The 26,640-nt window shown below is 58.4% G+C and carries 29 protein-coding genes; 13 read left to right on the forward strand and 16 right to left on the reverse strand.

Annotation, left to right across the window (positions count from 1 at the left end):
* The first annotated feature begins 131 nt into the window (after positions 1–131).
* Positions 132–782: a riboflavin synthase subunit alpha gene (locus tag ACMGGW_RS09715; RefSeq protein WP_197831946.1), complete on the forward strand. Its 651-nt coding sequence runs from the start codon at positions 132–134 to the stop codon at positions 780–782.
* Positions 783–836: 54 nt separating this feature from the next.
* Positions 837–1,130 (forward strand): I78 family peptidase inhibitor, encoded by a 294-nt coding sequence (locus ACMGGW_RS09720; protein ID WP_049207088.1) that lies wholly within the window; start codon positions 837–839, stop codon positions 1,128–1,130.
* A 73-nt stretch (positions 1,131–1,203) separates the two neighbouring features.
* Here ACMGGW_RS09720 and cfa read toward each other — a convergent pair whose 3' ends face one another.
* Both cfa and punC read right to left on the reverse strand, forming a co-directional pair.
* A complete protein-coding gene (gene cfa / locus ACMGGW_RS09725; protein WP_043141148.1) occupies positions 1,204–2,355 on the reverse strand; it encodes a cyclopropane fatty acyl phospholipid synthase in 1,152 nt (383 codons plus the stop codon).
* Positions 2,356–2,698: 343 nt separating this feature from the next.
* Entirely contained in the window at positions 2,699–3,910 is a 1,212-nt protein-coding gene (gene punC / locus ACMGGW_RS09730; RefSeq protein WP_049204292.1) for a purine nucleoside transporter PunC, read from the reverse strand.
* Between the two features lie 123 nt (positions 3,911–4,033).
* On the opposite strand from punC, the gene punR reads away from it, so the two are divergent.
* Positions 4,034–4,978 carry a DNA-binding transcriptional activator PunR gene (gene punR / locus ACMGGW_RS09735; protein ID WP_025302655.1) on the forward strand — a complete coding sequence of 315 codons (945 nt, stop codon included), beginning with the start codon at positions 4,034–4,036 and terminating at the stop codon, positions 4,976–4,978.
* Here the strand turns inward: punR and purR are convergent.
* Positions 4,975–6,000: an HTH-type transcriptional repressor PurR gene (gene purR / locus ACMGGW_RS09740; protein WP_025302656.1), complete on the reverse strand. Its 1,026-nt coding sequence runs from the start codon at positions 5,998–6,000 to the stop codon at positions 4,975–4,977. The two genes, punR and purR, sit on opposite strands and share 4 nt — an antisense overlap.
* 324 nt (positions 6,001–6,324) lie before the next feature.
* On the opposite strand from purR, the gene ACMGGW_RS09745 reads away from it, so the two are divergent.
* Positions 6,325–6,414, forward strand: coding sequence for a YnhF family membrane protein (locus ACMGGW_RS09745; protein ID WP_019455989.1), 90 nt, complete (start codon positions 6,325–6,327; stop codon positions 6,412–6,414).
* A gap of 61 nt (positions 6,415–6,475) precedes the next feature.
* Here the strand turns inward: ACMGGW_RS09745 and sodB are convergent, their stop codons facing one another.
* The gene (gene sodB / locus ACMGGW_RS09750) at positions 6,476–7,054 is read right to left on the reverse strand and encodes a superoxide dismutase [Fe] (protein WP_004931333.1); all 579 of its coding nucleotides are present in this window, start codon (positions 7,052–7,054) and stop codon (positions 6,476–6,478) included.
* Positions 7,055–7,252: 198 nt separating this feature from the next.
* The gene (locus ACMGGW_RS09755) at positions 7,253–8,071 is read right to left on the reverse strand and encodes a C40 family peptidase (protein WP_043141154.1); all 819 of its coding nucleotides are present in this window, start codon (positions 8,069–8,071) and stop codon (positions 7,253–7,255) included.
* Positions 8,072–8,487: 416 nt separating this feature from the next.
* Here ACMGGW_RS09755 and ACMGGW_RS09760 point away from each other — a divergent pair, with 416 nt between their 5' ends.
* The gene (locus ACMGGW_RS09760) at positions 8,488–8,835 is read left to right on the forward strand and encodes a Grx4 family monothiol glutaredoxin (protein ID WP_004931329.1); all 348 of its coding nucleotides are present in this window, start codon (positions 8,488–8,490) and stop codon (positions 8,833–8,835) included.
* 68 nt (positions 8,836–8,903) lie between these two features.
* On the opposite strand, the gene rnt is transcribed toward ACMGGW_RS09760, so the two are convergent.
* The 6 genes from rnt to ACMGGW_RS09790 all read right to left on the reverse strand — a co-directional run bounded on the left by rnt (position 8,904) and on the right by ACMGGW_RS09790 (position 14,743).
* Positions 8,904–9,587: a ribonuclease T gene (rnt, locus tag ACMGGW_RS09765; RefSeq protein WP_049295485.1), complete on the reverse strand. Its 684-nt coding sequence runs from the start codon at positions 9,585–9,587 to the stop codon at positions 8,904–8,906.
* Positions 9,588–9,666: 79 nt separating this feature from the next.
* Complete coding sequence (gloA, locus tag ACMGGW_RS09770; protein WP_004931325.1) at positions 9,667–10,074, reverse strand: lactoylglutathione lyase; 408 nt, start codon at positions 10,072–10,074, stop codon at positions 9,667–9,669.
* Positions 10,075–10,410: 336 nt separating this feature from the next.
* Positions 10,411–11,514, reverse strand: a complete 1,104-nt coding sequence (locus tag ACMGGW_RS09775) for an N-ethylmaleimide reductase (protein WP_197831947.1) — start codon at positions 11,512–11,514, stop codon at positions 10,411–10,413.
* Positions 11,515–11,601: 87 nt separating this feature from the next.
* Positions 11,602–12,222, reverse strand: a complete 621-nt coding sequence (locus tag ACMGGW_RS09780) for a TetR/AcrR family transcriptional regulator (protein ID WP_025302659.1) — start codon at positions 12,220–12,222, stop codon at positions 11,602–11,604.
* Between the two features lie 102 nt (positions 12,223–12,324).
* Positions 12,325–13,962 (reverse strand): phosphoethanolamine transferase EptA, encoded by a 1,638-nt coding sequence (eptA, locus tag ACMGGW_RS09785; protein ID WP_025302660.1) that lies wholly within the window; start codon positions 13,960–13,962, stop codon positions 12,325–12,327.
* A gap of 139 nt (positions 13,963–14,101) precedes the next feature.
* On the reverse strand, positions 14,102–14,743 hold the full coding sequence (locus ACMGGW_RS09790) for an NAD(P)-dependent oxidoreductase (RefSeq protein WP_043141164.1): 642 nt from the start codon (positions 14,741–14,743) through the stop codon (positions 14,102–14,104).
* A gap of 139 nt (positions 14,744–14,882) precedes the next feature.
* Between ACMGGW_RS09790 and ACMGGW_RS09795 the strand changes: the two genes are divergently transcribed.
* The 3 genes from ACMGGW_RS09795 to ACMGGW_RS09805 all read left to right on the forward strand — a co-directional run bounded on the left by ACMGGW_RS09795 (position 14,883) and on the right by ACMGGW_RS09805 (position 17,071).
* Positions 14,883–15,812, forward strand: coding sequence for a LysR substrate-binding domain-containing protein (locus ACMGGW_RS09795; protein ID WP_025302662.1), 930 nt, complete (start codon positions 14,883–14,885; stop codon positions 15,810–15,812).
* 23 nt (positions 15,813–15,835) lie between these two features.
* Positions 15,836–16,075, forward strand: coding sequence for a DUF1289 domain-containing protein (locus ACMGGW_RS09800; RefSeq protein WP_015377731.1), 240 nt, complete (start codon positions 15,836–15,838; stop codon positions 16,073–16,075).
* A gap of 99 nt (positions 16,076–16,174) precedes the next feature.
* A complete protein-coding gene (locus tag ACMGGW_RS09805) occupies positions 16,175–17,071 on the forward strand; it encodes an aldo/keto reductase (protein WP_025302663.1) in 897 nt (298 codons plus the stop codon).
* Positions 17,072–17,132: 61 nt separating this feature from the next.
* Here ACMGGW_RS09805 and ACMGGW_RS09810 read toward each other — a convergent pair whose 3' ends face one another.
* A complete protein-coding gene (locus tag ACMGGW_RS09810) occupies positions 17,133–18,977 on the reverse strand; it encodes a polyurethanase (RefSeq protein WP_060447238.1) in 1,845 nt (614 codons plus the stop codon).
* A 241-nt stretch (positions 18,978–19,218) separates the two neighbouring features.
* On the opposite strand from ACMGGW_RS09810, the gene sodC reads away from it, so the two are divergent.
* Positions 19,219–19,740 carry a superoxide dismutase family protein gene (gene sodC, locus ACMGGW_RS09815; RefSeq protein ID WP_025302665.1) on the forward strand — a complete coding sequence of 174 codons (522 nt, stop codon included), beginning with the start codon at positions 19,219–19,221 and terminating at the stop codon, positions 19,738–19,740.
* Here the strand turns inward: sodC and ACMGGW_RS09820 are convergent, their stop codons facing one another.
* From ACMGGW_RS09820 to ACMGGW_RS09830, 3 genes are read right to left on the reverse strand one after another with little or no spacing between them, the layout of a single operon-like run.
* A complete protein-coding gene (locus tag ACMGGW_RS09820) occupies positions 19,741–21,771 on the reverse strand; it encodes an FUSC family protein (RefSeq protein WP_167324271.1) in 2,031 nt (676 codons plus the stop codon).
* 3 nt (positions 21,772–21,774) lie between these two features.
* Positions 21,775–22,638, reverse strand: coding sequence for an HlyD family secretion protein (locus ACMGGW_RS09825; RefSeq protein ID WP_004931305.1), 864 nt, complete (start codon positions 22,636–22,638; stop codon positions 21,775–21,777).
* A gap of 3 nt (positions 22,639–22,641) precedes the next feature.
* Positions 22,642–22,878 (reverse strand): DUF1656 domain-containing protein, encoded by a 237-nt coding sequence (locus tag ACMGGW_RS09830; protein WP_004931303.1) that lies wholly within the window; start codon positions 22,876–22,878, stop codon positions 22,642–22,644.
* A gap of 180 nt (positions 22,879–23,058) precedes the next feature.
* On the opposite strand from ACMGGW_RS09830, the gene slyA reads away from it, so the two are divergent.
* The gene (slyA, locus tag ACMGGW_RS09835; protein WP_004931301.1) at positions 23,059–23,490 is read left to right on the forward strand and encodes a transcriptional regulator SlyA; all 432 of its coding nucleotides are present in this window, start codon (positions 23,059–23,061) and stop codon (positions 23,488–23,490) included.
* Positions 23,491–23,582: 92 nt separating this feature from the next.
* Here the strand turns inward: slyA and ACMGGW_RS09840 are convergent, their stop codons facing one another.
* Positions 23,583–24,047, reverse strand: coding sequence for a glycine zipper 2TM domain-containing protein (locus tag ACMGGW_RS09840; RefSeq protein WP_025159710.1), 465 nt, complete (start codon positions 24,045–24,047; stop codon positions 23,583–23,585).
* Positions 24,048–24,398: 351 nt separating this feature from the next.
* Between ACMGGW_RS09840 and anmK the strand changes: the two genes are divergently transcribed.
* From anmK to pdxH, 3 genes are all read left to right on the forward strand, one after another.
* On the forward strand, positions 24,399–25,520 hold the full coding sequence (anmK, locus tag ACMGGW_RS09845) for an anhydro-N-acetylmuramic acid kinase (RefSeq protein ID WP_025302667.1): 1,122 nt from the start codon (positions 24,399–24,401) through the stop codon (positions 25,518–25,520).
* 45 nt (positions 25,521–25,565) lie between these two features.
* Entirely contained in the window at positions 25,566–25,868 is a 303-nt protein-coding gene (locus ACMGGW_RS09850) for an MliC family protein (protein ID WP_043141183.1), read from the forward strand.
* Between the two features lie 88 nt (positions 25,869–25,956).
* Entirely contained in the window at positions 25,957–26,610 is a 654-nt protein-coding gene (pdxH, locus tag ACMGGW_RS09855) for a pyridoxamine 5'-phosphate oxidase (RefSeq protein WP_025302668.1), read from the forward strand.
* Positions 26,611–26,640: the final 30 nt, after the last annotated feature.

Consider the following 26,640-nt stretch of genomic DNA (forward strand, 5'->3'; position numbering starts at 1 on the left):
AGCAAACGCCGCAGATAAATAGTTATTAAATGCGCAGCCATTCCTTTTTTACCGTCGCGGATTTGGTTTTCAGCGCCAACTGGGGCAAACTGCCGGTAGCGTTTTAACCTATTTAGCAAGAAGAGGCACATATGTTCACCGGTATCGTACAAGGCACCGCGCCGCTGGTCGCCATTGATGAGAAACCCAATTTCCGCACCCACGTGATCGAAATGCCTACCGAGCTGCTGCCGGGGCTGGAGCTGGGCGCGTCGGTGGCCCATAACGGCTGCTGCCTGACCGTCACCGCGGTGGAAGGCAACCGCGTCAGCTTCGATTTGATCAAAGAAACGTTGCGCCTGACCAACCTCGGCGATCTGGCGCTGGGCGACATCGTCAATATCGAGCGCGCGGCGAAGTTCAATGATGAAATTGGCGGCCATTTGATGTCCGGCCATATTATCTGCACGGCGGAGGTGGCCAAGATTTATACCTCGGAAAATAACCGCCAGGTATGGCTGCGCATGCCGGATGCGGAATTGATGAAATATGTGCTGCACAAAGGTTTCATCGGCATCGACGGCATTAGCCTGACCATCGGCGAAGTGGTGAATAACCGTTTCTGCGTGCACCTGATCCCGGAAACGCTGGAGCGCACCACGCTGGGTAAAAAACGCCTCGGCGACAAGGTGAACATCGAGATCGATCCGCAAACGCAGGCGGTGGTGGACACCGTCGAGCGCGTGCTGGCCAACCGGGAAGCGACGCTGGCGGCGGCGGTGGCGCCGGCGCACAAAGACTGACAGCGATTCGGGCGTTGCCGCCGGAATCGAATCATAAGCAGAGAGGAGAAACGCGTGAAGTTTTATGGGAAAACGTTGTTGTTAACCGCGTTGCTGGCGCTGAGCGCCTGCAGCAGTTCGCCTGAGCAGGGCGCGGGCGCGCAAATGGCCGATGCGGACGATACCTGTGGCGCATCACAGTATCAAAACTTCGTCGGCAAACCGATGAGCTCGCTGGAAGGCGTACGGATCGACGCCAAGGTGCGAGCCATTCCGTACAACTCTGCCGTCACCATGGATTTCAACCTGCGCCGCCTGAACTTCCTTGGCGACAGCGACGATAAAATCATCCGCGTTTACTGCGGCTAAGCCGTACGCTTCGAACGAGCAAAAAAGGCCCCGGCGATGTGACTACCGGGGCCTTTTTTGTCGGGCAAGTGGCTTAGCGGGCGACGCGGATGCCGCCTTCAACGCCTTTCGGGCTGAATACCACCTGCCACAGTTGCAGATCGCGCGCCCGGAACGCGCCGGCGCAGGCGTTCAGGTAATAGCTGAACATCCGCTCGAAGCGTTCGGAGTAGCGCGGGGCAAGCTGCGGCCACGCCTGTTTGAAGCGCTCGAACCAGGCCATCAGCGTGCGATCGTAGTCGGCGCCGATGTTGTGCCAGTCTTCCATCACGAAATGGCCTTCGCTGGCTTCGGCGATATGGCTCACTGAAGGCAGGCAGCCGTTCGGGAAGATATATTTGTTGATCCACGGATCGACGTTCATGTCGGTTTTGTTGGAACCGATGGTGTGCAGCAGGAACAGGCCGTGCGGCGCTAAATTGCGCTCTACCACATTGAAATAGGTGCGGTAGTTTTTCGGCCCGACGTGCTCGAACATGCCGACCGAGACAATGCGATCAAACTGCTGATGAAGATCGCGATAATCCTGCAGCAGGATCTGCACATCCAGCCCGGCGCAGCGAGCCTGGGCCAGCTTCTGTTGTTCGGCGGAAATGGTCACGCCGACCACCGACACGCCGTAATGCTTCGCCGCATAGGCGGAGAGGCCGCCCCAGCCGCAGCCGATGTCCAGTAAGCGCATGCCTGGCTGCAGCTGCAGTTTTTCGCAGATCATCCGCAGCTTCGCTTCCTGCGCTTCCTCCAGCGTGGTGGCGTCTTTCCAATAGCCACAGGAATACTGCATGTAAGGATCGAGCATCAGGGTAAACAGATCGTTGCCGAGATCGTAATGTTCTTTGCCGACGATCCAGGCGCGCTTTTTCGATTGCAGGTTGGTCAGGCGCGCGGCGGCGATCCGCAGGGTATCTTTCAGGTGGTGGGGAAGTTTCTTCTCCAGCCCGGCGCTGACCACGCGCTGGAAGAATATATCCAGCCGTTCGCACTCCCACCAACCGTCCATATAACTTTCGCCGAGGCCCAGTGACCCTTGTTGCAAAACGCGTTTAAAGAATTCGGGATTTTTAACCTGAATATCGAAAGGGCGCGATCCATTGATTTCGATACCGGCCAGACCGAGCATTTCGTGCGCGATGCGATACCACTGGTTATCCTGGATGCTCAGATCTTCTATACACGATGAACTCATAGCTTCTCCATCACCTTCTTCTGACTGATGACCCGTTAGGAAACAGCTTAGACAATTTCTGCGGGTGCATACGTATACCGACGGGAAATAAGCCCGCGGCGTCTGATATCCGACTATGAACAGAGGAAATTTAAAGAAACGACCCGACGCAAATGGCGCAGGATAAACGCCTCTTTAAAAAAGAGTGTGACGCAAGACGCGTACACAAGAGCTAATTGAGATATAGAGATTATAAGGTGTTACTTTATAAAGTTGTTTTTGAGTATAGGCGTGCCGAGGCGTTGACTCAACTGTAAATCGCACTCGGCGCGCATATTCTTTAAGTGATTATTAAGCTTGGCAATTATGACGCTGAGTTAGCATGTTTCCGCTGCGCCTTTTGCTGCGCATCGCCCGCTTTTCCCCGCTGGAGGAAATAGCCCAGCGCGGCGAGGATCACCGTAGACACCATCACCGTCACCGTCGCCAGCAGCGGCTGGGCAATAAACGCCGACACCAGCATGCTCGCCACAAAACACAGCCCCAACTGCAGCGTATTTTGCAGCGCGGCGGCTTTGCCGCTGCTTTCCGGGAACGGCATCAGCGCATTCGCCACCATGATCGGGTAGCCCGCGCCGTTGACCAGCGCCATCACGCAGAACGGGATCAGCAGCGTGGTGAGCGTCGGAGTGGTTACGGTCGCCACCAGATACAGCGCCACCATGCTGACACCATAAGCTACCAGCAGCCACGGCAGCAGGGTTTTGCCATTGATGCGTTTGAGCGCGGCGCGGCAGCCATAGCCCCCCAGCAGGAAAGCCAGCGTCTGCGGCACATAGCTCAGACCAATGTCGCTCGGGCCATAGCCCATATCACCAAGGATGAACGGCGAGCCGGTCAACCAGGCAAAGAAGCCGGCCGAGCAGGCGGCGTACATGGCGACGTTGCCGCTGAACACCGGGGATTTCAATAATTGCCAAAAACTGACGCTGCTTTTTGGCGCATCGGCGGCGGGTTGAGTTTTGGCGCGATCTTTGAGCAGCAACGTCGGCAGCAGCAGCAGGGCGGTGATAGCCAGCAACACGGCGAAGATCGCACGCCAGCTGGCGTGGTTAAGCAGCCAGGCGCCAAGCAGCGGCGCCAGCGCCGGCGACAGCGCGACCAGCGGCATGATGGTGGCGAATACGCGATTGGCCTGGCCTTCGCGATAGCGGTCGACCACCAGCGCTTGCCAGATGGCGGCGGCGGAACAGACGCCGACGGCCTGAATAAAGCGCAGTATCCAGAGCTGCACGGCATTTTCCACCCACAGCATGCCCAGGCAGCCGAACGCGAACAGCGTCAGGCCAATCAATAATACCGGTTTGCGGCCCAGCCGGTCGGAGAGCGGCCCCCACAGCAGCTGCGCGAAGGCGAAGCCGGCCAGAAATATGCTCAGGCTGGCGCTGACCGCGCCGGCGGATATTTGCAGTTCCTCCCGCATGGCGCCAAAGGCGGGCAGGTACATATCGGTCGCCAGATAACCCAGCATGCTCAGGCCGGCGAGATAGAACATAAAACCAAAGGAGTTTCGCATGGTATTTCTCGTTAATATTTTAGTGTCGCAGGTTTTTAGCGCCGGCCAGTGTATCCGGCTGGATCTCTGCTTGTGAAACGGTAATATTTGCAAAGTGCTGTTAAAAAAATTGAAGGCAAAGCGATGTGGTCTGAATATTCTCTTGAAGTGGTTGACGCGGTGGCGCGCACCGGCAGTTTCAGCGCGGCGGCGCAGGAGCTGCACCGGGTGCCGTCGGCGGTGAGCTACACCGTGCGGCAGTTGGAACAATGGCTGGCGGTGCCGCTGTTTGAGCGGCGTCACCGTGATGTGGAGCTGACACCGGCCGGCGCGTTATTTATCAAGGATGCGCGAGCTGTTATCAAAAAAATGCTCGACACACGCCGCCATTGTCAGCAGGTGGCTAACGGGTGGCGCGGTCAGCTGAATATCGCCGTGGACATCATCGTCAAACCGCAGCGCAGCCGCCAACTGGTGCTGGATTTCTACCGCCATTTCCCCGACGTTGAACTGATGTTGCAACCCGAGGTGTTTAACGGCGTGTGGGATGCGTTGGTGGACGGCAGGGCGGATATGGCGATTGGCGCCACCCGCGCGGTGCCGGTCGGCGGCGGCTTCGCCTTTCGCGACATGGGGGATATGAACTGGCTGTGCGTGGTCAGCCCGCAGCACCCGCTGGCGCAATTGGCAGGGGCGTTGAATGACGATCGGCTTAGGCCGTACCCTGCGCTTTGTCTGGAGGACACTTCGCGCAATCTGCCCAAGCGTGTCACTTGGACGCTGGATAACCAGCGGCGGCTGGTGGTGCCGGACTGGACCTCGGCGTTCGACTGTCTGTGCGCCGGGCTGTGCGTCGGTATGATGCCGGCGCATCTGGCGCTGCCGCGGGTGCAGCGCGGTGAGTTGAAGGCGTTGCAGCTGCAGCAGCCGTTTCCCGCCAGCCCGTGCTGCCTGACCTGGCAGCAGGATAAACCGTCACCGGCGATGAGCTGGCTGCTGGCGTATCTGGGTGATGGAGAGACGTTGAATCAGGAGTGGCTGAGTGAGGTGGAGCCGGAAGCTGCGCAGGCTTCCGGCGCGGGGGATTAGCGGCGGTAGTCGATGAACGGGCCGTCGGCGACCGAGCGGCGTTCGATCAGCTTCGGATGCACTTCGATCACCTGCGACTCTTCGCGCTTGCTGATGATGCGATCTAGCAGCATGGTGAAGGCCATTTCGCCCAGGCGCTCTTTCGGCTGGTGAATGGTGGTCAGCGCCGGGGTGAAGTAGCGGGCGTTGCGCACATTGTCGTAGCCGATCACGGAAATATCCTGCGGCACGCGCAGGCCCAGCTCGTCGGCGGCGCAGATGGCCCCCATCGCCATGATATCACCGCCGCAGAATACCGCGGTCGGTCGCTGTTTTTGCGACAGGATTTGGTGCATCGCCTTATAGCCGGACTCCGGCTCGAAGTCACCCTGGACGATCCACTCTTCGCGAATGTCGATATTCGCTTCCTGTAGCGCCTTCATAAAGCCCTGGTGACGGCCACCGCCGGTGTTGCGTGACAGTTGGCCGGGAATGGCGCCGATATCGCGGTGGCCGCGCTCGATCAGGTAACGGCCGGCCAGATAGCCGCCTTCGAACGCGTTATCGATGATGGTATCGGTGAAGTCGCCGCGCGCGGCGCCCCAGTCCATCACCACCATCGGGATGTTACGGTAGTCTTCCAGCATGCCCAGCAGCTGATCCGGATACTCGGAGCACATGACCAGCAGGCCGTCGACGCGCTTTTGCGCCAGCATCGCCAGGTAGGCGCGCTGCTTGTCGAGATTATTGTGCGAGTTGCACAGGATCAGGGTGTAGCCTTTGCTGTAGCAGCTGTTTTCCACCGCCTCGATCACTTCGGCAAAGTAGGGGGCTTCGCTCGAGGTGGCCAGCAGGCCGATCGACTTGGTGTGATTGACTTTCAGGCTGCGCGCCACGGCGCTCGGCGAGTAGTGCAGCTCTTTAATGGCGGCCCACACGGCCGCTTTGGTCTCTTCGGCGACGAAACGAGTCTTATTGATGACGTGCGAAACGGTGGTGGTGGAAACGCCCGCGCGTTTGGCCACATCTTTAATCGTTGCCATGTAAGGAATGACTCCTGAACTCACATGTTTACAGCATGTAAGTGTGATGTTAATCGTTTGCCTACGTAGATCCTTCTCCAGAGAAGCGAAAACTGAGTTTTTAGTGTGTTGAAGTCTTCAGCGCTTAATCAGGAGGGGCATGAATGCCGGTACGCAGTTGTGAACTGCGAATTTTGTCGCATATTGAACAAAAGTGGAAGAGGTAATCGAGATTATAAACCGGGAAATGATAACAAGATTTTATCGGCGAACTGTGGGAAAATGATTTGACGTACTAATTGTGCGCCTTTTATCCTTAGGAAAGCCCATTTTAAAGGAGTTGTCATGGATACCGAATTGAAGATGTCGCTGTTCACTACCGTCTGCGCGCTGGCGGTCATTATCGCTTTCAGCTTCGTTGCCGCGTTGAACTGATTTACCCCCGGTTATAAAAAAGGCGCAGCCAGGCTGCGCCTCATCACCTCAGAACCTGCGCTTACGCCAGGTTTTCCGCTGCGAAGGTCCAGTTGACCAACGCCCAGAAGTTTTCCAGGTATTTTGGACGCGCATTGCGGTAATCGATGTAATACGCATGTTCCCACACGTCAACGGTCAGCAGCGGTTTGTCTTCACCGGTCAGCGGGGTGGCCGCGTTGGAGGTGTTGACGATCGCCAGCGCGCCGTCCGGTTTTTTCACCAGCCAGGTCCAGCCGGCACCGAAGTTTTTCACTGCGGCATCGGTGAACTGCTCTTTGAACGCAGCGAAAGAGCCGAAGGATTTGACGATCGCTGCCGCCAGTTCGCCCTGCGGTTCACCGCCGCCCTGTGGTGACAGGCAGTGCCAGTAGAAGGTGTGGTTCCACACCTGCGCGGCGTTGTTGAAGACGCCGCCGTTAGAGGTCTTGATGATCTCTTCGAGCGATTTGCCCTCGAACTCGCTGCCTTTCACCAGGTTGTTCAGGTTAACCACGTAGGTGTTGTGGTGCTTGCCGTAGTGGTATTCCAGGGTCTCGGCGGAGATGTGCGGCTCGAGCGCGTTTTTCTCATACGGTAATGCAGGTAATTCAAACGACATTGCTTCCTCCTTTACAGCGCCATTCGCCTCTCGCCGGGCGAGAGTCATATGGGCCGTTTTTTATTGTGGTCATTCAATCTTAACAATTTTCATCATAAAAAACAGGAAGAAAAGCGAGAAATGCGCGTGGGGAGGTGCGATGGGCGATAGCTTGAGCAGGCGGTTGCGACCGGGGCCGCAACCGCACAGAGCAGGGAATTAACGGATAGTTTTCGGCGTTACTACGCGGCGTGCGCCGATGTAGTGGTTCTGCCAATAGTCGTTGTCGAGCTGGCTGATGCGGATCTCTTCACCGGTGCGCGGTGACTGGATGAATTTGCCGTTGCCGAGGTAGACGCCAACATGGTCCGCCACGCCGCGGTTGTTGATGCGGAAGAACACCAGATCGCCGCTTTCCAGTTCGCTTTTCTTGATCGGCGCCGCGTCGCGCAGGTGATACATCTCGTTGGCGGTGCGCGGCATTTTGATTTTCACCACGTCTTTATAGGCGTAATAGATAAGGCCGCTGCAGTCGAAGCCGGTGCGCGGCGAACTGCCGCCCCAGCGATAAGGCTTGCCCATCTGATCCATCAGCTTGGCCATCGCGGTCTGCTTGGCGTGTTGGTAGCGTTTTTTGTGCGCCGGGCTAAGTTTTAACGGCTTCTCGTCACGCACCAGTTTAGCGGTGGCCATACCGGCTTCGCGGTGGCGACCATAGCCTTTTTTATAGCCCTTCTTCGGCGGGGTGACTTTAATCTTGGCAGTTTTCTGCGCTTTGGCCTTGGGTTTTGCGCTGGCGATCTTTTTCGCGCTTTTCTCGCTTTTCGCCTTGGCGGTCTTGGTTTTTTTCGCGGGGGCCGTCACTTTGGCTTTTTTAGCGGCTTTGTCCGCTTTCTTTTTTCTGCGGTCATCGGGCCGCGCTTCATTAGCATGGCTTTTACGCTGCTCGGCGGCAACACGCGCCTGTGGCGCAGCGTGCGCCAAATTGAAGAAGAGCTGCGTAAACAGCAGCGCAAAGAGCGTAAGAATTAAACGCATGTCGACGTCACCAACCTTGGCCCCGAAGCGGATATCGAAAGAGTTACAGTATTCCCGAATTTCGCCATATAAAACAGCGAAGAACTCATAAATAATAATCCATATTGTGAGAAAACGTTAATGACATTTTTTTTGTTTCAAAATCAGCCTGTTGGTGTATAAAAAAGCGCCAGTCGGCGGTGGCGGATGTAATTAAGTCGCGCCGTCATCGCGGCGCAATATATTAGTGAAATGGTCGGATTAAAAATGTTATTCTCAACGTATGTTTTGACCGGAATGACGTGGCCGGTGAAACGCGATCGGCGGCGGGCGAATATCCTTGCAAAAGATGGCGTTTTCTTGCGACTGTTCCAGCCGCTACAATAGCCCGCGTGATGCATGTTGTAGCCATGAAATGTGGCTTGAGGAAGCAATAAATGACGACGACACTTGAAAAAATTCAGCACCAGATCGCTGAAAACCCGATTCTGCTGTACATGAAAGGTTCGCCAAAGCTGCCGAGTTGTGGCTTCTCCGCGCAGGCAGTGCAAGCGCTGTCCGCCTGCGGCGAGCGTTTCGCCTACGTGGATATTCTGCAAAACCCGGACATCCGCGCCGAATTGCCAAAATACGCCAACTGGCCGACGTTCCCGCAGCTGTGGGTAGACGGTGAGCTGGTCGGCGGTTGCGATATCATCATCGAAATGTATCAGCGCGGCGAACTGCAGCAGCTGATCAAAGAAACGGCAGAAAAGTATAAAGCGCAGGAAGACCAGCAGTCTTAATCGACAGGCTTGTGGTTATCGCGTAACGGGCGGCGCCAGTGCAAACTGGGCCGCCTTTTTTGTTGGGCTTATTCAGCGAGATCGCCGGCGGGCAGCGGCCAGCCGCCGAGACGTTTCCAGCGGTTAACCAGCTCGCAAAACAGCAGGGCGGTTTGCTCGGTGTCGTACAGCGCAGAGTGCGCCTGGCTGCTGTCGAACGGCATACCGGCGGCGATGCAGGCTTTCGCCAACACCGTTTGGCCCAGCACTAGGCCGCTCAGCGCAGCGGTGTCGAAGGTGGCGAACGGATGGAACGGATTGCGCTTCAGGCCGGCACGTTCGGCCGCGGCCATCAGGAAGCTGTGATCGAAGTTGGCGTTGTGCGCCACGATAATGGCCCGGTTGCACCCGCGCTCCTTGAGCCCTTTGCGCACCGCTTTGAAAATGGCGTGCAGCGCGTCGTATTCGCTGACCGCGCCGCGCAACGGGTTGTGCGGGTCGATGCCGTTAAACGCCAGCGCTTCCGGCTGCAGGTTGGCGCCCTCGAAAGGCTCCACGTGGAAGTGCAGAGTCTCGTCCTGCTGCAGCCAGCCATCTTCATCCATTTTCAGCGTCACGGCGGCGATCTCCAGCAACGCATCGGTATTGGCGTTGAAGCCGGCGGTTTCAACATCTATTACTACGGGATAAAACCCACGAAAACGACCACTCAGGGCGTTAAGATCACTTTTTTCGGCCATCAGTTTCTTATCTTCATCGAATGCAGCGCGCATTATGGCAAATTTTGCGCCCGGTTGCAGGCGCTATCGCGCGGAGAATCAGCAGGGCGCCAGCGCGCCCTGAAGGGGGGGCTTAATGGCCGAGGCCCTGACCGGCGTGTTTGTTTTCGATCAGCTCAATTTTGTAGCCGTCCGGATCTTCGACGAAGGCGATCACCGTGGTGCCGCCTTTCACCGGGCCGGCTTCGCGGGTGACCTTGCCGCCTGCGCGACGGATGCTGTCGCAGGTGGCGGCAACGTCGTCTACACCCAACGCCAGGTGACCGAAGGCGGTGCCCATGTCGTAGCTGTCGGTGCCCCAGTTATAGGTCAGTTCGATAACCGCGCCTTCGCTCTCTTCCGTATAGCCGACGAAAGCCAGGGAGTATTTGTACTCCGGGTTTTCGCTGGTGCGCAGCAGACGCATGCCTAATACCTTGGTGTAAAAGTCGATGGCACGTTGCAGGTCACCGACGCGGATCATGGTATGGAGTAAGCGCATAATTCCTCTGAATTGACTGTGCCGTGGCAGACGGCGGGTGGATTGAAGCACAAGCGAGTATAGCCTTGTCCTACAAGGGAATTCAATGTGACGAATGAGTGACAATGTCACCTGTCGGGTTTGGAGCGGTGGTGTTTAAATATTGATCGAGCTTACCGATCGATACGAAGTAATTGATCTGCACAATCAATTATCAATTCCCCACATAACCGTGTAGAAATTGAACTGCAGCATAAACAACACCAGGGAACCCCGGCCCGCCTTGTGCGGGCCTTTTTGCGCGCGACGCATAAAAAAACGGCCATGCGATTGCGTGGCCGTTGGGGTCAGGACGGGTTACTTCGCCAGAAACGGATAGTCGGTATAGCCTTCGGCACCGCCGCCGTAGAAGGTTTCTGGCTTAGGTTCGTTCAGCGGGGCGTGCTGACGGAAACGCTCGACCAGATCCGGGTTGGCGATATAGCTGCGGCCGAAGGCCACCGCGTCGATGAAGCCTTTTTCGATTAACGCTTCGGCTTTTTCGGCGGTGTAGGCGCCAGCGCCGACGATCACCCCTTTAAAGTGGGCGCGCACCGAGTCGCGGAAGGCGTCGGAATACGGCTTGCCACCGGCCCAGTCCGGTTCGGAGATGTGCAGGTAAGCGATGTTGCGCTTATTCAGCTCTTCCACCAAATACAGCGCCGCTTCTTCCTGATCTTCACCGTTGTCCAGCCCATTGAACGGCCCCAGCGGAGAGATACGAATACCGATGTGCTCGGAACCCCATTCGGCAATGGTGGCATCGACCACTTCCAGCGTCAGGCGGGTGCGGTTCTCAATGCTGCCACCGTATTGATCGGTACGTTGGTTGGAAGCCGGTGACATGAACTGGTGCAGCAGATAGCCGTGGGCCGCATGCAGTTCGATGAAGTCGAAGCCGGCGTCACGCGCGTTGGCGGCCGCCTGGCGGAAATCGTTAACGATGCCCGGGATCTCGCTGGTTTCCAGCGCGCGCGGCGTAGAGGTCGGTACGCGTACCCAGGCGCCGGTTTCATCACGCACGGTGGTGCGGGTGTCGGCGTTGATGGCCGAAGGCGCGACCGGCGCTTGCCCGCCCGGCTGCAGGCTGGCGTGGGAGATGCGGCCTACATGCCACAACTGTACGGCGATGTGGCCGTTTTTGTCGTGTACCGCCTGCGTGATGTGTTTCCACGCGGCGATCTGTTCCGGGGTATGCAGGCCTGGCGCACCGGCGTAGCCTTTCGCCTGGAAGGAGATCTGCGTCGCTTCGGTCACGATCAGGCCGGCGCTGGCGCGCTGCGCATAATATTCCGCCATCAGTGGCGTAGGAATATCGCCCGGTTCGATGCTGCGCAGACGCGTCAGCGGAGCCATAAACACGCGGTTGGGCAGGGTGACGGCGCCAACCTTCAGCGGAGAGAGCAATTTTTCAGTCTTCATAGTGCATCCTGTATTTAATAGACCGGTCGTCTAGTCATGGGCGATAAAAAAACACGAACTGCATTTTCACGAAAAAAGACGGTGGTGTTACGGCTGCGGCGGGCGCAGCAGCAACTCGATGCTTTCCAGCGCGCTGGTTAACGGCGCCAGCGAGTGACGGATCTTGGCGCGCAACGAGGCGCCGAGCCACAGTGAATACAGCGTTTCTGCGGTCGCCGCGGGGCTCATGGCCACCGACAGCGAGCCCTCTGCGATACCGCGCTCGATGGCCTCCTGCAAGTGGCCGATCACGCGAGCGGTGCCCGTTTCCAGCGCATGGCGCATCGGTTCCGACAGATCGCTCACCTCGGCCGAAAGCTTCACCGCCAGGCAGGCGTTATGGCATTCGCTGCGGCAGTGATAGCTGATAGCCTGGGCGTAATAGCCGAGCAGCTGGTGGCGGGCATCGCCGCGTCTGTCGGCAAACAGCGCCTGCATCTGTGCGTCATAATGCGTGAAATAGCGTTGCAGCATCGCTTCGCCGAAGGCTTCCTTCGAGCGAAAATAGTGGTAGAACGAGCCTTTCGGCACGCCCGCGGTAGCCAGCAGTTCGCTCAGCCCCATGCCGGTAAAGCCCAGGCGCAGGCTGAGGGTTTCGCCGGTGGCGAGCAGATGTTCACGTGTATCCACGTTGCAATGCGTTGATTTGGTCATCATGGCGCCGAGCATAATAGACCGATTGGTCTAGGTCAATGGGAATAAAAAAACCGGCGCACAAAACGCCGGTTGTCTGCAAACTATTGTGCCCCAGCGGCACGCGGAAGTTAAGCGCTACGCCGCGTTGCGGCAACGCTGCAGGATATCCAACTGGGATTGATATTCGCGGGTCTGTACGTTCAGCATGCCCAACAGGGTGTGGAACAGGTTGTCCTGCGACACGTCGTCCTTTTCCGCCAGCGTGTTCAGGCACTGGCGATCAATGCCGAAATTGCGCTGATAGTCGGCAGACATCCACATCAGGAAAGGCACGTGCGTTTGCTGACTCGGCGCGAAGACATAAGGCGTGCCGTGCAGATACATGCCGTTTTCCCCCAGCGATTCGCCGTGATCGGATAAATAGACCAGTGCGGTATTGAACCGATCGTCATACTGCCGCAGCAGCTTGATGGTGGCATCGAGCATTGCGTCGGTATACAGGATTGAGTTGTCGTAGGTGTTCACCAGCTGTTCATGGCTGCAATCCTGGATCTGATTGCTGTTGCAGGTTGGCGAAAACGTCTGGAATTCTGGTGTGCTGCGGCGGTAGTAAGCCGGGCCGTGGCTGCCCATCTGGTGCAGCACGATCACGCCGTCGTCATTCAGACTATTGATATAGTCGTTCAGCTTGTACAGCAGCACGTTGTCCATGCAAACCTCACCGTCACAGTCCTGCGGCAGTTTCAGCTTGGTCATGTCCACGTGCGGCACCCGGTCACAGGCACCTTTGCAGCCGCCGTCATTATCGCGCCACAGCACATTGACGCCGGCATGCGCCAGCACGTCGAGCATGCCTTCTTGATGCGTTGCCTGAGTCGCGTCGTACTCCTTGCGGGGCATGTTGGAGAACATGCAGGGGACGGAGATCGCCGTTTCGGTGCCGCAGGAACTGGCGTTCTTGAAGTAGACCACGTCGTCCTGCTTCAGGCGCGGGTTGGTTTCGCGCCCGTAACCTCCGAGGGAGAAGTTTTCGGCGCGGGCGGTTTCGCCCACCACCAGGATCACCAGCGTTTTCTTGGTCTGCTTGGCGATCAGCGGCCCTTTACGCGCGTCTTCACCGATCTTGACCAGCGGCAGATTGCGGGTGAAGTAACGCTGTTCGGTAAACTTGATGGTGCCGGCCACGAAGTTGGAAGGCGTCAACATCTTCACCACGCTTTTATTGTTGCGGATCAGCGAAGCGTAGTCTTTGTAGAACAGCGCGGCGACGATCAGGATCACCACCAACGACAGCATGACGTTAGCGGCGCGCAGCCCGACCATGTACCACCAGGGGCGAGTCTGGCGAATTTGGGTGAAGCAGACCGCTACCGCCGGCAGAATGCCGAGCAGCGCCAGCCACAATCCCATGCGCGGCGTCAGCAGCGCGGTCGCCTCCTGCGGGTTGGTTTCGAAGGCGTTTTGCATCATGTTGCCGTCGATCACCACACCATAGCTGAACATGAAATAGTTGGCTGCGGCGCTGCCGAGCAAGAAAAAGATGATCAACGGCTTACGCAGGTAGGGCACGGTCAACACGCTGAAGATAATATTCAGCGCACAGAAGATCACCACCGGCATGCTCGCCGCGAAAATCACGCTGTGGACGCTATCGAAGGTGATATACGACCAGGCGCGATGCAGGAATAACGCGTTTTGAAATAGAGTGAAGAACAGGGCGGTGGCGAGGGTAAAACCGAGGCTGTTGCACTGTAAGCGTTGACGTAACCACATTGCCAATGTCGGGATCCTGAAAGTAGATAATGTCGTGAAATCTACCGGATGAAACTTAAGAAAACCTTAGAAATTCAGAATACTGGCGACGGAGAATACGTGAAAACCGCCAGGCCTTATGGCCTGGCGGTGGGGCAGTTTAGTAGGCGGCGGTGAATTGCGCGCGAATAAACTGAGGTTTTTCAATCTCATCAACGATAGCGACCGCCAGATCTTCCACCGAAATGCTGGCCGGCGCGTCGCCGTTCATCAGCAGTTGCGTGGTGCCGAGGCGGAACTGGCCGGTGCGTTTGCCCGGCTCCAGCAGGGCGGCCGGCGAGAGATAGGTCCAGTCGAGTGCTGATTCGTTGCGCAGTTTATTGCGCAGATCGCGCACCGCCTGCGCGCCGGGGCGGATATTTTCCGGGAACTGCGGCGTATCCACCAGTTCAACGCCCGGCGCCACTTCCAGGCTGCCTGCGCCGCCCACCACCAACAGGCGCTTGACGCCTGCCTGCCCGACAGCGGTAAGGATCTGCTGGGCCCCGCTCGTAGTCTTCTCATACAGGTTGTCTTCGCCCCAGCCGGGATTGTAGGCGCTGATCACCGCATCCTGACCGTGCAACTGCCCCGCCAGCCAGGCGGTGTCGGCGACGTCGCCCAGTGCGATGGTCAGATTGGCGTGCTCCGGCAAATCTTTTTTCTGGCGGGCGATTGCCGTTACCTGAATACCGCGAGCCAGCGCTTCATCTACCACGCGGCGGCCAACAAAACCGGTTGCTCCAATAATGGCTACTTTCATCTGTATGCTCCTTCGGGGATAGGTTCAGTATCGTAAGGCAGGCCGATGTGCCTGCTGCGTGGTGTCTACTCTAGTCCTTAACAATAGCCGTGATTAGTGCCATATTCATGCTTTCTTGATTAAGTAAAACTTCATAATCGTGGATAAACTCAATCGAATGGCGGTATTCGCCACCGTGGTGGCGGAGGGATCTCTGGCCGGCGCGGCGCGGCGTCTGGGCATGACGCCTTCGGCGGTCAGTCAGCATATGCGCTCGCTGGAGAAGGCGCTCGGGGTGCCATTGCTGCATCGTTCCACCCGCCGTCTGGCGCTGACCGAGGCGGGAGCCGCGTTCTATCCCGGCTGCGAGGCGATGCTGCAACAGGCGAAGCAGGCGGAGCAGCGGCTGGCGGAGCTGCGGGATACGCTGGTGGGCGAGCTGCGCATCGCCACCCCGGTCGGCATCGGCGGCCGTTCGTTGGCGGAAGCATTGTCGCCGCTGCTGCAGGCGCACCCCAAGCTGACGCTGCGGGTGCTGGCGGACGATCGCATCGTCGACATGATAGAACAGCGGGTCGACATCGCGCTGCGGGCCAACCGTCAACTGGCGGACGCCAATATGATCGCGCATCCGCTGACGGCGTGGCCGATGGTGCTGTGCGCCGCGCCGCGTTATCTCAGCCAGCATGGGGTGCCGGAAAAACCGCAGGATTTGGTGCAGCACCGCTGGATCTCCAGCGGCTACAGCGGGGCCCATCTGGACTTGCTGCATCAGTCCGGCCAGCAGGTTAAGCTGCGGCTGGCGGAAGGGCAGATCGTCAGTGAGAGCATGAACGTAATGCGCGCCTTTACCCGTGCCGGGCTGGGCATTTCCGTTCAGCCGCTGTATGAAATTGGCGATGAGCTGCAGCGCGGCGAGCTGTTGCTGCTGTTGCCGGAGTGGCGGCCGGCGCCGCTGCGGCTGAACGCGCTGACGCTCGAACGCACTATGCCGGAGAAAAGCCGCCAGGCGCTGCGCTATTTGCGCGACTATTTTCGCCGCAATGGCGAAAAGGGACTTGCCAGCGGCGGCGATGGCGTCTTCAATTAGCAAGAGAACGCAGGAGGAGCCCCGTGGCGCAGCAGCTTGAGTTTTTCGACATTCCCAGCCCGTGTCGCGGCATTTGCCAGGCTGACGATCGCGGATTCTGCCGTGGCTGCCTACGCAGCCGCGAGGAGCGTTTCGGCTGGATGAACATGAGCGACGCGCAAAAGCGCGAGGTGCTGCGCCTGTGCCGTCAACGCTTCCTGCGGCTGCAGCGTGCCAATAAAGCGCCCGACGAGCCGCTGCCGGAGCAGCCGTCGCTGTTTTAACCTTTCCTGATCTGCCGCACGTTCGTGTGGCTTACCGCTTCCCTGTGCCTCACCGGCTTGTGTATGCTGACTGACAACTAATGTCATGAGGTTTTCGCAATGGTAGAACGTATTCGTCTCGCGCCGCAGGGGCCTGAATTTTCCCGTATGATTTGCGGTTACTGGCGGTTGATGGAGTGGGGCATGTCGCCGCAGCAGCTGCTGACGTTCATCGAACAGCATGTCGAACTGGGCGTCACCACCGCCGATCACGCCGATATCTACGGTGGCTATGCCTGCGAACAGGCGTTCGGCGATGCGCTGCGCCTGAAGCCGGCGCTGCGCCAGTCGCTGGAATTGGTGACCAAGTGCGGCATCGCCACCACCGCCAAGCCCGGCAACCCGATCGGCCACTACATCACCGACCGCGATCATATCGTACAGAGCGCGGAACAGTCGCTGCGCCATCTGCATACCGACTACCTGGACCTGTTGCTGATCCACCGCCCGGATCCGTTGATGGACGCTGACGACGTGGCCGAAGCCTTTGTCGCGCTGCACAAAAGCGGCAAGGTGCGCCATTTTGGCGTCTCCAACTTTACGCCTGCGCAGTTCCAACTGCTGCAGTCGCGCCTGCCGTTCTCGCTGGTCACCAATCAGGTGGAGATCTCGCCGATTCACCAACCGGCGATCCTGGACGGCACGCTCGACCAGTGCCAGCAGCTGCGCATCAAGCCGATGGCCTGGTCCTGCCTGGGCGGCGGCCGCTTGTTCAACGATGCTGAGTTCCAGCCGCTGCGCGACGAGCTGCAGCGGGTGGCGCAAGAGATCGGCGCCGAGACCATCGAGCAGGTGGTGTACGCCTGGGTGATGCGCCTGCCGTCTTCGCCGCTGCCGATTATCGGCTCCGGCAAGATTGAGCGGGTGCGCTCGGCGCTGAAGGCGCAGAAACTGGTGTTGAACCGCCAGCAGTGGTTCCGCATTCGCAAGGCGGCGCTGGGGTATGACGTGCCCTAAGGCGGAGCAGAAAGAGAAAAGCCGGGCGGCGAAAGCGCCCGGCTTTTTTTTATGCCGATCCTTAGGCCAACACCACCTGATCGGTATTGAAGTGATCGAGCGAGACGCCGATCAGCGTGACCTGGCTGTGCCCGAAGGCCAGCACCAGATCGTCGTTTTGCTGCGTGGCGTAGTCGCGAATATTCCCGCTGGCGCCTTCGGTACCGATAAACACCAGTTTATCGGTGGCGTTGAAGCCATACAGCTGGTCGCGGCCAAAATCCCCGCTGAACAGGAAGGTATTTCCGTTGCCGACGCCCTTCAGGATGTCATTGCCGCTGCCGCCGACGAAGGTCAGGTTGCCGCCGGCGTGGCCGATCAGCGTGTCGTTGCCGGCGTTGCCGAACAGCCAGGCGTCGTGGCCGCGAGCCTGCAGGACATCATCGCCGTCGCCGCCGGTGGTAGTGGCGGCATAGGCTTTGAGGCCCGCATCCGATTTCAATCCGGCCGCTGTCACCTGGTGATCCACCTCTTTGCTGAAAATCAGCCAGGAGGTTTCTTTGCTGCGCAGGGTGCTGATGTCGTCCGCCAGCGTAATGCCGCCCTTGGCATCGCGCAGGTAAAGCGTGTTGCCGTCGTAGGCGATCTCGGTGTTTTTCAACGCCTGCTGGGTATCGAAGATATTGTGGCCTTTGCCGCCGGCGATCAGGTTATAGCCGCCGGCGTCGCGGAAGATATCGTCGCCGTCGCGGCCCTCGAGATAGTCGTTGCCTTTGCCGCCCTTGATCAAATCATTGCCGTCGCTGCCGATGATAAACGTCGGTCCGCTGTGCGTTTCCGCGTTGCGGTTCAGGTCTTCCACCCAGGTATTGCCGCGCGTCACGTTCGACAGGTTGGAGACGATGATGGTCGAGTCCTTGTCGGTCAGCGAATAAAACTCGGAGTTCAGCACCCGCATCAGGCCGTCCTGATAAAAGAACGGCAGGTGCGACAGCCAGGTCGGAATGTTGAGAATGGAAAACGGCAGCAGGTTCCAGGCGTCCGACGCGTAGTGGTCGTTGAAGTTGACGATATTGTTGGTGGCGGAGGCGTGCGGCGCATCGTGTACGCCCAGTGACGGCAGGGTCAGTGAGGTGCCGTCGAGCGCGCGGAACACCGGGTCGTTCTCGTAGCCGATGTTGATCACCTTACCGCCGGCTTCGTACTGGGTCGGCGAGGCGAAGGCGACATAGTTGGACTGCGCGTAGAAGCCGCCCCAGTTGGCGTCGCTCTGCGCCGCCATGCTATTGACCGCCAGCCCGCCGAGGCTGTGGCCGCTGACCACCACGTCTTCACCGCTCAGCCCGTGGGCCTTAGCGAATTTCGCCACGTCGCCCAGCAAATTGCCGAAGGCCTTCAGCGTATAGCCGTCGGCATAGCCTTTCGGCCCGAACCCGGCCAGCAGATCGTTAATCACATCGCCGATGGTATCGCCGATCAACGACTCGCGCGGGCCGCTGGTGCCGCGAAATGAGATGCCAATGGCGGTGAGATTGCCTTCGCTGTCATATTTGCCCAGTACTTCGGCCTGCGCGGTGGTGTAACCGGCTGTCTCGCCGTAGTAGGTGCCGCGCGCATCGGTTTTGCCGGCGTAACCGAGCTGCGCGGCGCTGATCACCGACCAGCCGGCATTGTTTACCGCCTCCTGCGCGGCCTGTTCGGAGTCGGGGTTCCAAGGGAGGCCAGGCAGGCCACCCTGCGACTGGGTACTGCCGATCAGCGCAGTGACCAGCGTCAGCGGCAGACCGAGGCCGAAACCGGTCTGGTGATAGCCTTCATCGAAGCCGTTATCGATATTATGGTAAGCGTAGGTAGAGATGGCCAAGGCGTCGGAAAACAGCGCCTTCGACGCATTTTCGTCCAGATCCTTATAGCTAAAGATGCCCATATCAGTTCCTTATGAAGTATGCCGCCTGGCCGGGGAGTGAACTCTCATGCGTCGGCGGTGGAAACAGGGAAACAACGTTAGCCGAACGACAGCTGGTCAGAGGACCAACATCGGTAGAATTATTATTAGTGCTAAATATTAGGCCTGCGAATCAAATTAGCGAGATTGTGCGTTGGTTAACAGTGCCGACGCAGGCTCTCCTATACTGATAGCTCGATGTAGTCATTAAGGAGACTGATTGATGAAACGTTATTGGTATGCGGCGCTCGGCTTGATGGCGTGTGGCGCGGCTCAGGCGGCGACAGCTGACGTTGAGATGCATCTGGTGACCGGGCAGGGTATCGGTCAGGATATCGGCAAGGTAGTCATCAGCGAAACGCCGTATGGCTTACTGTTCACGCCGAGCCTGAAAGCGTTGCCGGCCGGAGTACACGGTTTCCACGTGCATGAAAAAGGCAGCTGCGAGCCGGGCATGAAGGAAGGTAAAGCGGTGGCGGCGCTGGCGGCCGGCGGACATTTCGACCCGCAAAAGACCGGGAAACACCTCGGGCCGTACGCCGACGGGCACCTGGGCGATCTGCCGGCCATCTATGTGACCGCCGACGGCATGGCAAACTACCCGGTGCTGGCACCGCGGCTGAAAAAAATCAGCGAAATAGAGGGCAAGGCGCTGATGGTGCACGCCGGCGGCGATAACCATTCGGATCATCCACAGCCGCTCGGCGGCGGCGGCGAACGCTTCGCCTGCGGCGTGGTCAAGTGATCATCCGCCGCTAACGGCCGGTGCGGCGGCGGGCTGCCCCATCGCCTGTTGCAATTGCTGCAGTGAGCAGTAGAGCCGCCAGATCAGGCCGGCCAGATCGCGCGCCGCCTGTTCCGGGTGGTGCGCCAACGCGTTGCTCATGCGCAGCAGCTCCTGCAGCGTGGCGTCCAGCGAACTGTGCTGCACGCCTTTCTCCGTCATAATGCCGCGCAGGCAGTGGATACAGACGTTGCGCACCGCCGACAGCGGATCGGAACGGGTCTGCCAGTCGCGCAGCTGCCAGACGATATGGCTGCAGTTGAGCAGCACCACGCCCCAGCGCAGCAGCCAGGTGCGGGCCTCCTGATCCTGACTCTGATTGAGTTGGCTGATGCGATGGTAGATCAGCGATTCGAACTGGCTTTCGCTCTGCTGCGGCTTTTTGCTCAACTGATCGATAAAATCGCGCCGCAGCGCGCGGATAATACGGCGGCTCTTTCGCTTGTCCGAACTGGGGCGTAGGATCTGAAACGCCAACCCGGCCAGCAATACACCGACGATTTTACCGATGTTGTCATTGATAAAGGACTGGTAGTCATAGCTCGGCGGGTTGCTGACGGTCAGAAACGAGCCCATGAAGACGATCAGCTGCCCCCAGAGCGCGGCATAAGGCGGATTCTGCAGCTTGAGCATTTGCATGGTCACCAGAATAGGGAACAGGAAGGCGCAGAACACCCAGAAGTCGTCAATCTGGATCATCAAACCGAATTTCACCACGAAGCAGGCGACCGAGAGCAGCAGCACCGCCTTGAGCAAGGTGCTGACGCTGTTGATCGGCGAAGGCGTGGAGGAGTAGAGCACGCAGCTGATGGCGGTGAGCGTTAGCGCCGCGCTGCCGGCGTCCCACTGCGTGTTGATCCAGTAGGCGCAGCCGATCACGATGCATAAAAAGGTGCGCAGGCCGTTATAGGCGGCTTCGTAGCTGTCGGTGTGGCGCGCCAGTGAGGTGACGTGCGGCGGCTGGAGATCGCTGACCGCCGTGGCGCTTTCCAACCGCAGCAGCCAGCGGTTGCAGCGCAGGTAAAGCCAACAGAAATCGCGCAACCGCAGCCAGAAGGCGCGATGGCGGTAGTCCGTCGCATCTTGCGGGGCGATCTGCTGGAGCAGACGCGCCAAGCGATATTTATCGGTGGCGGGATCGCGCAGCTCGTCCAGCAGCTGTGTCAGCACCGGCATCAGATTAGCAGGGCGATCCGGCCAGTTCAGCAGCATGCGGCGCAGGCTGGAAATGACGCTGGTAATGCGCAGCTGCTGGTGCAGCAGATAGTTGAGCAGGTTATTTTGCCGCCGCAGCCGGTAGTGGCTCCAGAATGCCTGAATGCGCAGCAGGTTCATGGTCAGGATCTGGCCGATGACCCCCTCGTGCGAGGTGCGCATCTGCGCGGTGACCTTCGGCTGCCACAGCATGGCGGCGTGCTCCAGCAGGCGTAGCTGCATGCGCCGCAGCGAGGTCAGCAAGGCTTCGCCGTCGGAGGTGCTGGGCAGGATCATCATCATCAACCCGCCGCACAGAATACCGGTGATCACTTCGCAAACCCGCGCCTGAGCGATATCGAATATCTGCTGGGTATCGGTGACGTTGACCGTACCGAAGGCGATGATGGCGGCGGTATAGCCCGCCAGCGCGAAGGCGTAAGAGACGTTGTTTTGGTAATGATTCGAGACGTAGGTGCACAGCCCGATCCAGGCGGCGATGAACAGCGTAAACAGCCAGGGATCGTTCAGGCAGTGGCCGGCGATCGCTACCGAGGCGGCGGCGCCCACCAGGCTGCCGAAGATGCGGCCGATGCTTTTGCTGATCACGCCGCCGATGGTGGGGAAACTCACCACCGCGGCGGAGGTGAGCGCCCAATAGGGTTCGTCGAGCTCGAGCACGAACGCCACCCACAACGCCAGACACATCGCCAGCGAGTTGCGCAGCGCATAGCGCCATTGGCCGCCGGTCGCCTTACCCCAGGGGGTACGGCTCCACTCCAGAAAAGGCAGGTTCACACTTTAGTTCCGCTGATGAATCGAAATGGTGCAGGTGGTACCGGCGACCAGCGTCAAATCGGCGGGCACGTTGAGCAATTTTATCCGCACCGGCACACGCTGGGCCAAACGTACCCAAGGAACATTGGGCTTAACGTCCATTAATAGATCGTTGCTGCTGTCGACGCTCTGATCGTAAATGGCGCGTCCGATGCTCTCTACTTCCCCCTGCAGCGGCGTGTTGCCGTTATATAAAACGATGTCCGCTTTATTGCCTTCTTTTATATGCTTCAGCTTGGTTTCTTCGAAATATCCGAGCACATAAAACGAATGCACATCCACCAACGCCACCAGGGGCGTGCCGGCGTTGGCGTAGTTTCCGACGCGTGCCTGCAGGTTGGTGATATAACCGTCGGTTGGCGCATAAATTTTGGTTTTGCTCAAATTCCATTTGGCCTGTTCCAGGTTGGCCAGGGCCGCTTTATAGGCGGCCTTCATTGCCTGAGCGGCTAAATTGGACTCGTCCAAGTCTTCAGCGGAAATAACGTTACGCGGTAAACCGCGGCGGCGGGCAGCCTCATGGTCCGCTTTGGCCAGATCGGATTGCGCTTTTGCCACCGCGGCCTCGGCATTGTCCAGCGCAATCTGGTAGGGCACCGGGTCGAGGGTAAAAATCAGACTTCCCGCAGGTACGAACTGATTGTCATTCGCGCTTATTTTCTCTAATCTTCCAGAGACTTCAGGGGTGATATTGACGAGTTCTGCGCGCACTTTTCCGTCACGGGTCCATGGGGATTGCATATAATAATTCCAGAGCCACCAACCGGCGCAGACGGCAATGGCGCAGACGATCACCGTAGAGAAGTATTTTAATGTTTTATGCTGCATGGGTTACCAACTCGCTAAAATCCATAAGGAACCGCTGACGGTCAGAACGAAAATGGACAGGTCCATCAACATGGGATGCCAGATTTCACCGGAATACATCCAGTCTCTCAGCAGCTGATGAATCAGCAGCCATAAGACCAGTCCTAGTAAAAAAGCTTTAAATATAGGTGGAAAATAAAGCGATGCCCCCAGGACCAAATCGGGTAAGGGGGATGAGGTGTGTAACCATGATGTATTCACATTAACAATCCCTAAGGGTGAATATGTTGAATATTTGCATAACGATTAAACAATAGCGGCTAAAAATAGTGGTTATTTCCACAATATACATTATATACATTTGTGTTTTTAATGTGAGTTACCCAAAATAGTCTAAGCTCTGGGAGGTAATGTTAGCATGCTAATTATAAGGAGGGGTAAGTGGAGTCAACATTAGGTTCAGATTTAGCACGATTGGTTCGTGTTTGGCGAGCGCTCATCGATCACCGGCTCAAGCCGTTGGAGCTGACCCAAACGCATTGGGTTACGTTGCACAATATCAATCGCTTGCCGCCGGAGCAGTCGCAAATCCAGCTGGCCAAGGCGATCGGTATCGAGCAACCGTCACTGGTTCGCACGCTGGACCAACTGGAGGAGAAGGGGCTTATCACGCGTCACACCTGTGCCAACGATCGTCGCGCGAAGCGCATCAAGTTGACCGAAGCGGCCGATCCGATCATCAGAGAAGTCGATAGTGTGATCACGTCTACGCGCAGTGAGATTTTAAGCGGCATTACCGCCGACGAAGTGCATCTGTTGGTAGGGCTGATTGGCAAGTTAGAACAAAATATCACCGAACTGCAGAACAAATAATAATATTCTTATTTTCTACGATTACAGTTTCACAGCATCAGAAATAAAACCGGAGGCGATTGCCTCCGGTTTGCCGTGTGCCGCCGGCTGACTTACAGCGGAGAGACGGTGATGGTGTCGCCCATGCGCGCCATGCGCACGCGCTGGCCCGGGCTGAACTTGGTGTCGCCCGCTTTCTGCACCACGACGATGTTCTCTTTCTGGTCGGTTTTGATTTCCAGCTCGTAGCCTGAGGTACGACCGGCCACTTCACCGATGCTGTTGCCCGCTGCGCCGCCGGCGATAGCGCCCGCCGCGGTAGCCAGCGTACGACCGGTACCGCCGCCAACGGTGTTACCCAACAGCCCGCCAATCACTGCGCCGCCGATCATCCCCAAGGCGTTGGAACCTTCCCCGCCCTGAATTTTCACCGGACGCACGGAAACCAGCGTCCCGTAGGTGACGTTCTGCACCTGTTTGGCCTGCGAGGACGAGTAGACATCGCCGGACATGGATTCATTGGCACACCCAGCCAACGTAACGGCGGCGACGGCAACGACGAGAAGACGCTTGATCATATAAAACTCCTGATGGTAGTAGTCCATAACCTGGCAATGCTCACCAGGCAAGATTCAGTGAAAATGATAGACAAAGTATGGCTGAAAGTTGATACAGCGCCATGCCTCATCGCTGCACGCAGCTTAACTTTTCTCTGTTCAACCAATAATAAACCGCGGTTTACCTTTATGACAGCCTCACCGACATTCCGTTGCCGGTTAACGCACGGTTTAACACATGAAATGTGCCACCGCGGCGCACCTGGCTCACGGCGTGTAAAAAAAGCATCATAATTCATGGCGTTAATCCGGCAATTCTGGTTTATTTGTCAGGATAAAATTTGCTTACCGCGCGGGTTAGAGGATGTTGCTATGAAGTCAGGCCGCTATATAGGCGTCATGTCCGGCACCAGTCTGGACGGAATCGATGTGGTATTGGCCGCGATCGACGATCGCATGGTGGCGCAGCAGGCCAGCTATAGCCATCCGATGCCGATCGCGCTGAAAAAAGAGATCCTGGGGATGTGCCAGGGGCAGCAGACCACGCTGGCCGCCGTCGGCCGATTGGACGCACAGCTGGGCACGCTGTTTGGCGAGGCGGTGCTTGGCCTGCTGAAGCAAACCGGCATCGACGCCGAGCAGATCACCGCCATCGGTTGCCACGGCCAGACGGTGTGGCACGAACCGGAAGGCGACGCGCGTTTCTCGATGCAGCTCGGCGACAACAACCGCATCGCCGCGCTGACCAATATCACCACCGTCGGCGATTTCCGCCGGCGCGATATGGCCTACGGCGGGCAGGGCGCGCCGCTGGTGCCTGCGTTTCATCAGGCGCTGCTGGGGCATCCCGTCGAGCGGCGTATGGTGCTGAACGTCGGCGGCATTGCCAACCTTTCTCTGCTGTTGCCCGGTGCGCCGGTGCGCGGTTTCGATACCGGGCCGGGCAATATGCTGATGGATGCCTGGGTCTGGCGTCACCGCGCGCAACCTTACGATCAGGACGGCGGCTGGGCGATGCAGGGGCGAGTCTGCTTGCCGCTGTTGCAGCAAATGCTGGCGGATCCTTACTTTGCGCTACCGGCGCCGAAAAGCACCGGCCGCGAGTATTTCAATATCGCCTGGCTGGAGCGGCAGCTGGCCGGATTGCCGGCGATCGCGCCGGTCGACGTGCAGGCCACGCTGACAGAGCTGACCGCCGTCAGCATCAGCGAACAGGTACAACTGGCCGGCGGGTGCGAGCGCCTGCTGGTCTGCGGTGGCGGAGCGCGCAACACGCTGCTGATGGCGCGCCTGTCGGCGCTGTTGCCGGGCACGGAGGTCGGGCTGACCGACGATTGCGGCGTCAGCGGAGACGACATGGAGGCGCTGGCCTTTGCCTGGCTGGCGTTTCGCACGCTGTCCGGCCAGGCCGGCAACCTGCCTTCGGTCACCGGCGCCAGCCGTGAAACGGTGCTGGGTGGGATTTATCCGGTTTTGCCGTTGAGGGGCCGTTAGCTCTGTTAGGATAACCTGTGAAGGATTTCTCTAAGGAGCAACAGCATGAAAAAAGTCATTTTCGTCGCCGGCGCGCTGGCGTTGTCCGGCTGCAGCTACATCCTGCCGCAGAGCAGCCAGACGATGCACTACCAGTGCGGCACTACGCCGCTGACGGTGGGGCTCGACGGCAAGGCGAGCGAAGTCAGCCTGCTGATGGACGGCGAGCAACTGCATCTTAAGCAGGTGCTGGCGCTGACCGGTGCCAAATACAGCGACGGTAAATACACTTTTTGGTCGAAAGATCGTAACGCCTATCTTGAGCGCAACGGCAAGGTAGTCATGAGCGACTGCGTGTTGACGGAGTGACGGTCACGGCGGCGTCGGAGCGATTGAGTTCCTGACGCCGCAGGCGCAGAATGTAACGACGGATTTTTTCAGTTGGTCGATAAACCAGATGATTGAAAAGAATGAGTTTGATGTTGCGGACCTGCGCCGTGAATATACCCGAGGCGGCCTGCGCCGCAACGATCTGACCGCCAACCCGCTCGAACTGTTCGAGCGCTGGTTGAAACAGGCCTGCGACGCGCGCCTGGCCGATCCTACCGCCATGTGCGTCGCCACCGTCGACGAACACGGCCAGCCGTATCAGCGCATCGTGCTGCTCAAGCATTTCGATGAGCAGGGGCTGGTGTTCTACACCAACCTCGGCAGCCGCAAGGCACAGCAGCTGGCGCAAAACCCGCATATCAGCCTGCTGTTCCCCTGGCACATGCTCGACCGTCAGGTGATTTTCCTGGGGCAGGTGGAGCGCCTGTCGACCCTCGACGTGCTGAAGTACTTCAACAGCCGGCCGAAGGACAGCCAGATCGGCGCCTGGGTGTCGCAGCAGTCGTCGCGCATTTCCGCGCGCGGCGTGCTGGAAAGCAAATTCCTCGAGTTGAAGCAAAAGTTCCAGCAGGGCGAAGTGCCGTTGCCGAGTTTCTGGGGCGGATTCCGCGTGAAATTTGACTCCGTCGAGTTCTGGCAAGGCGGCGCCCATCGCCTGCATGACCGTTTCCTGTATCAGCGGGACGGGAATGACTGGAAAATTGACCGACTGGCACCTTGAAGACGTAAAATCCCCTCTAAGCGCTGGTGC

Source organism: Serratia sp. BNK-4, assembly GCF_048685115.1.
Classification (GTDB): domain Bacteria; phylum Pseudomonadota; class Gammaproteobacteria; order Enterobacterales; family Enterobacteriaceae; genus Serratia; species Serratia bockelmannii.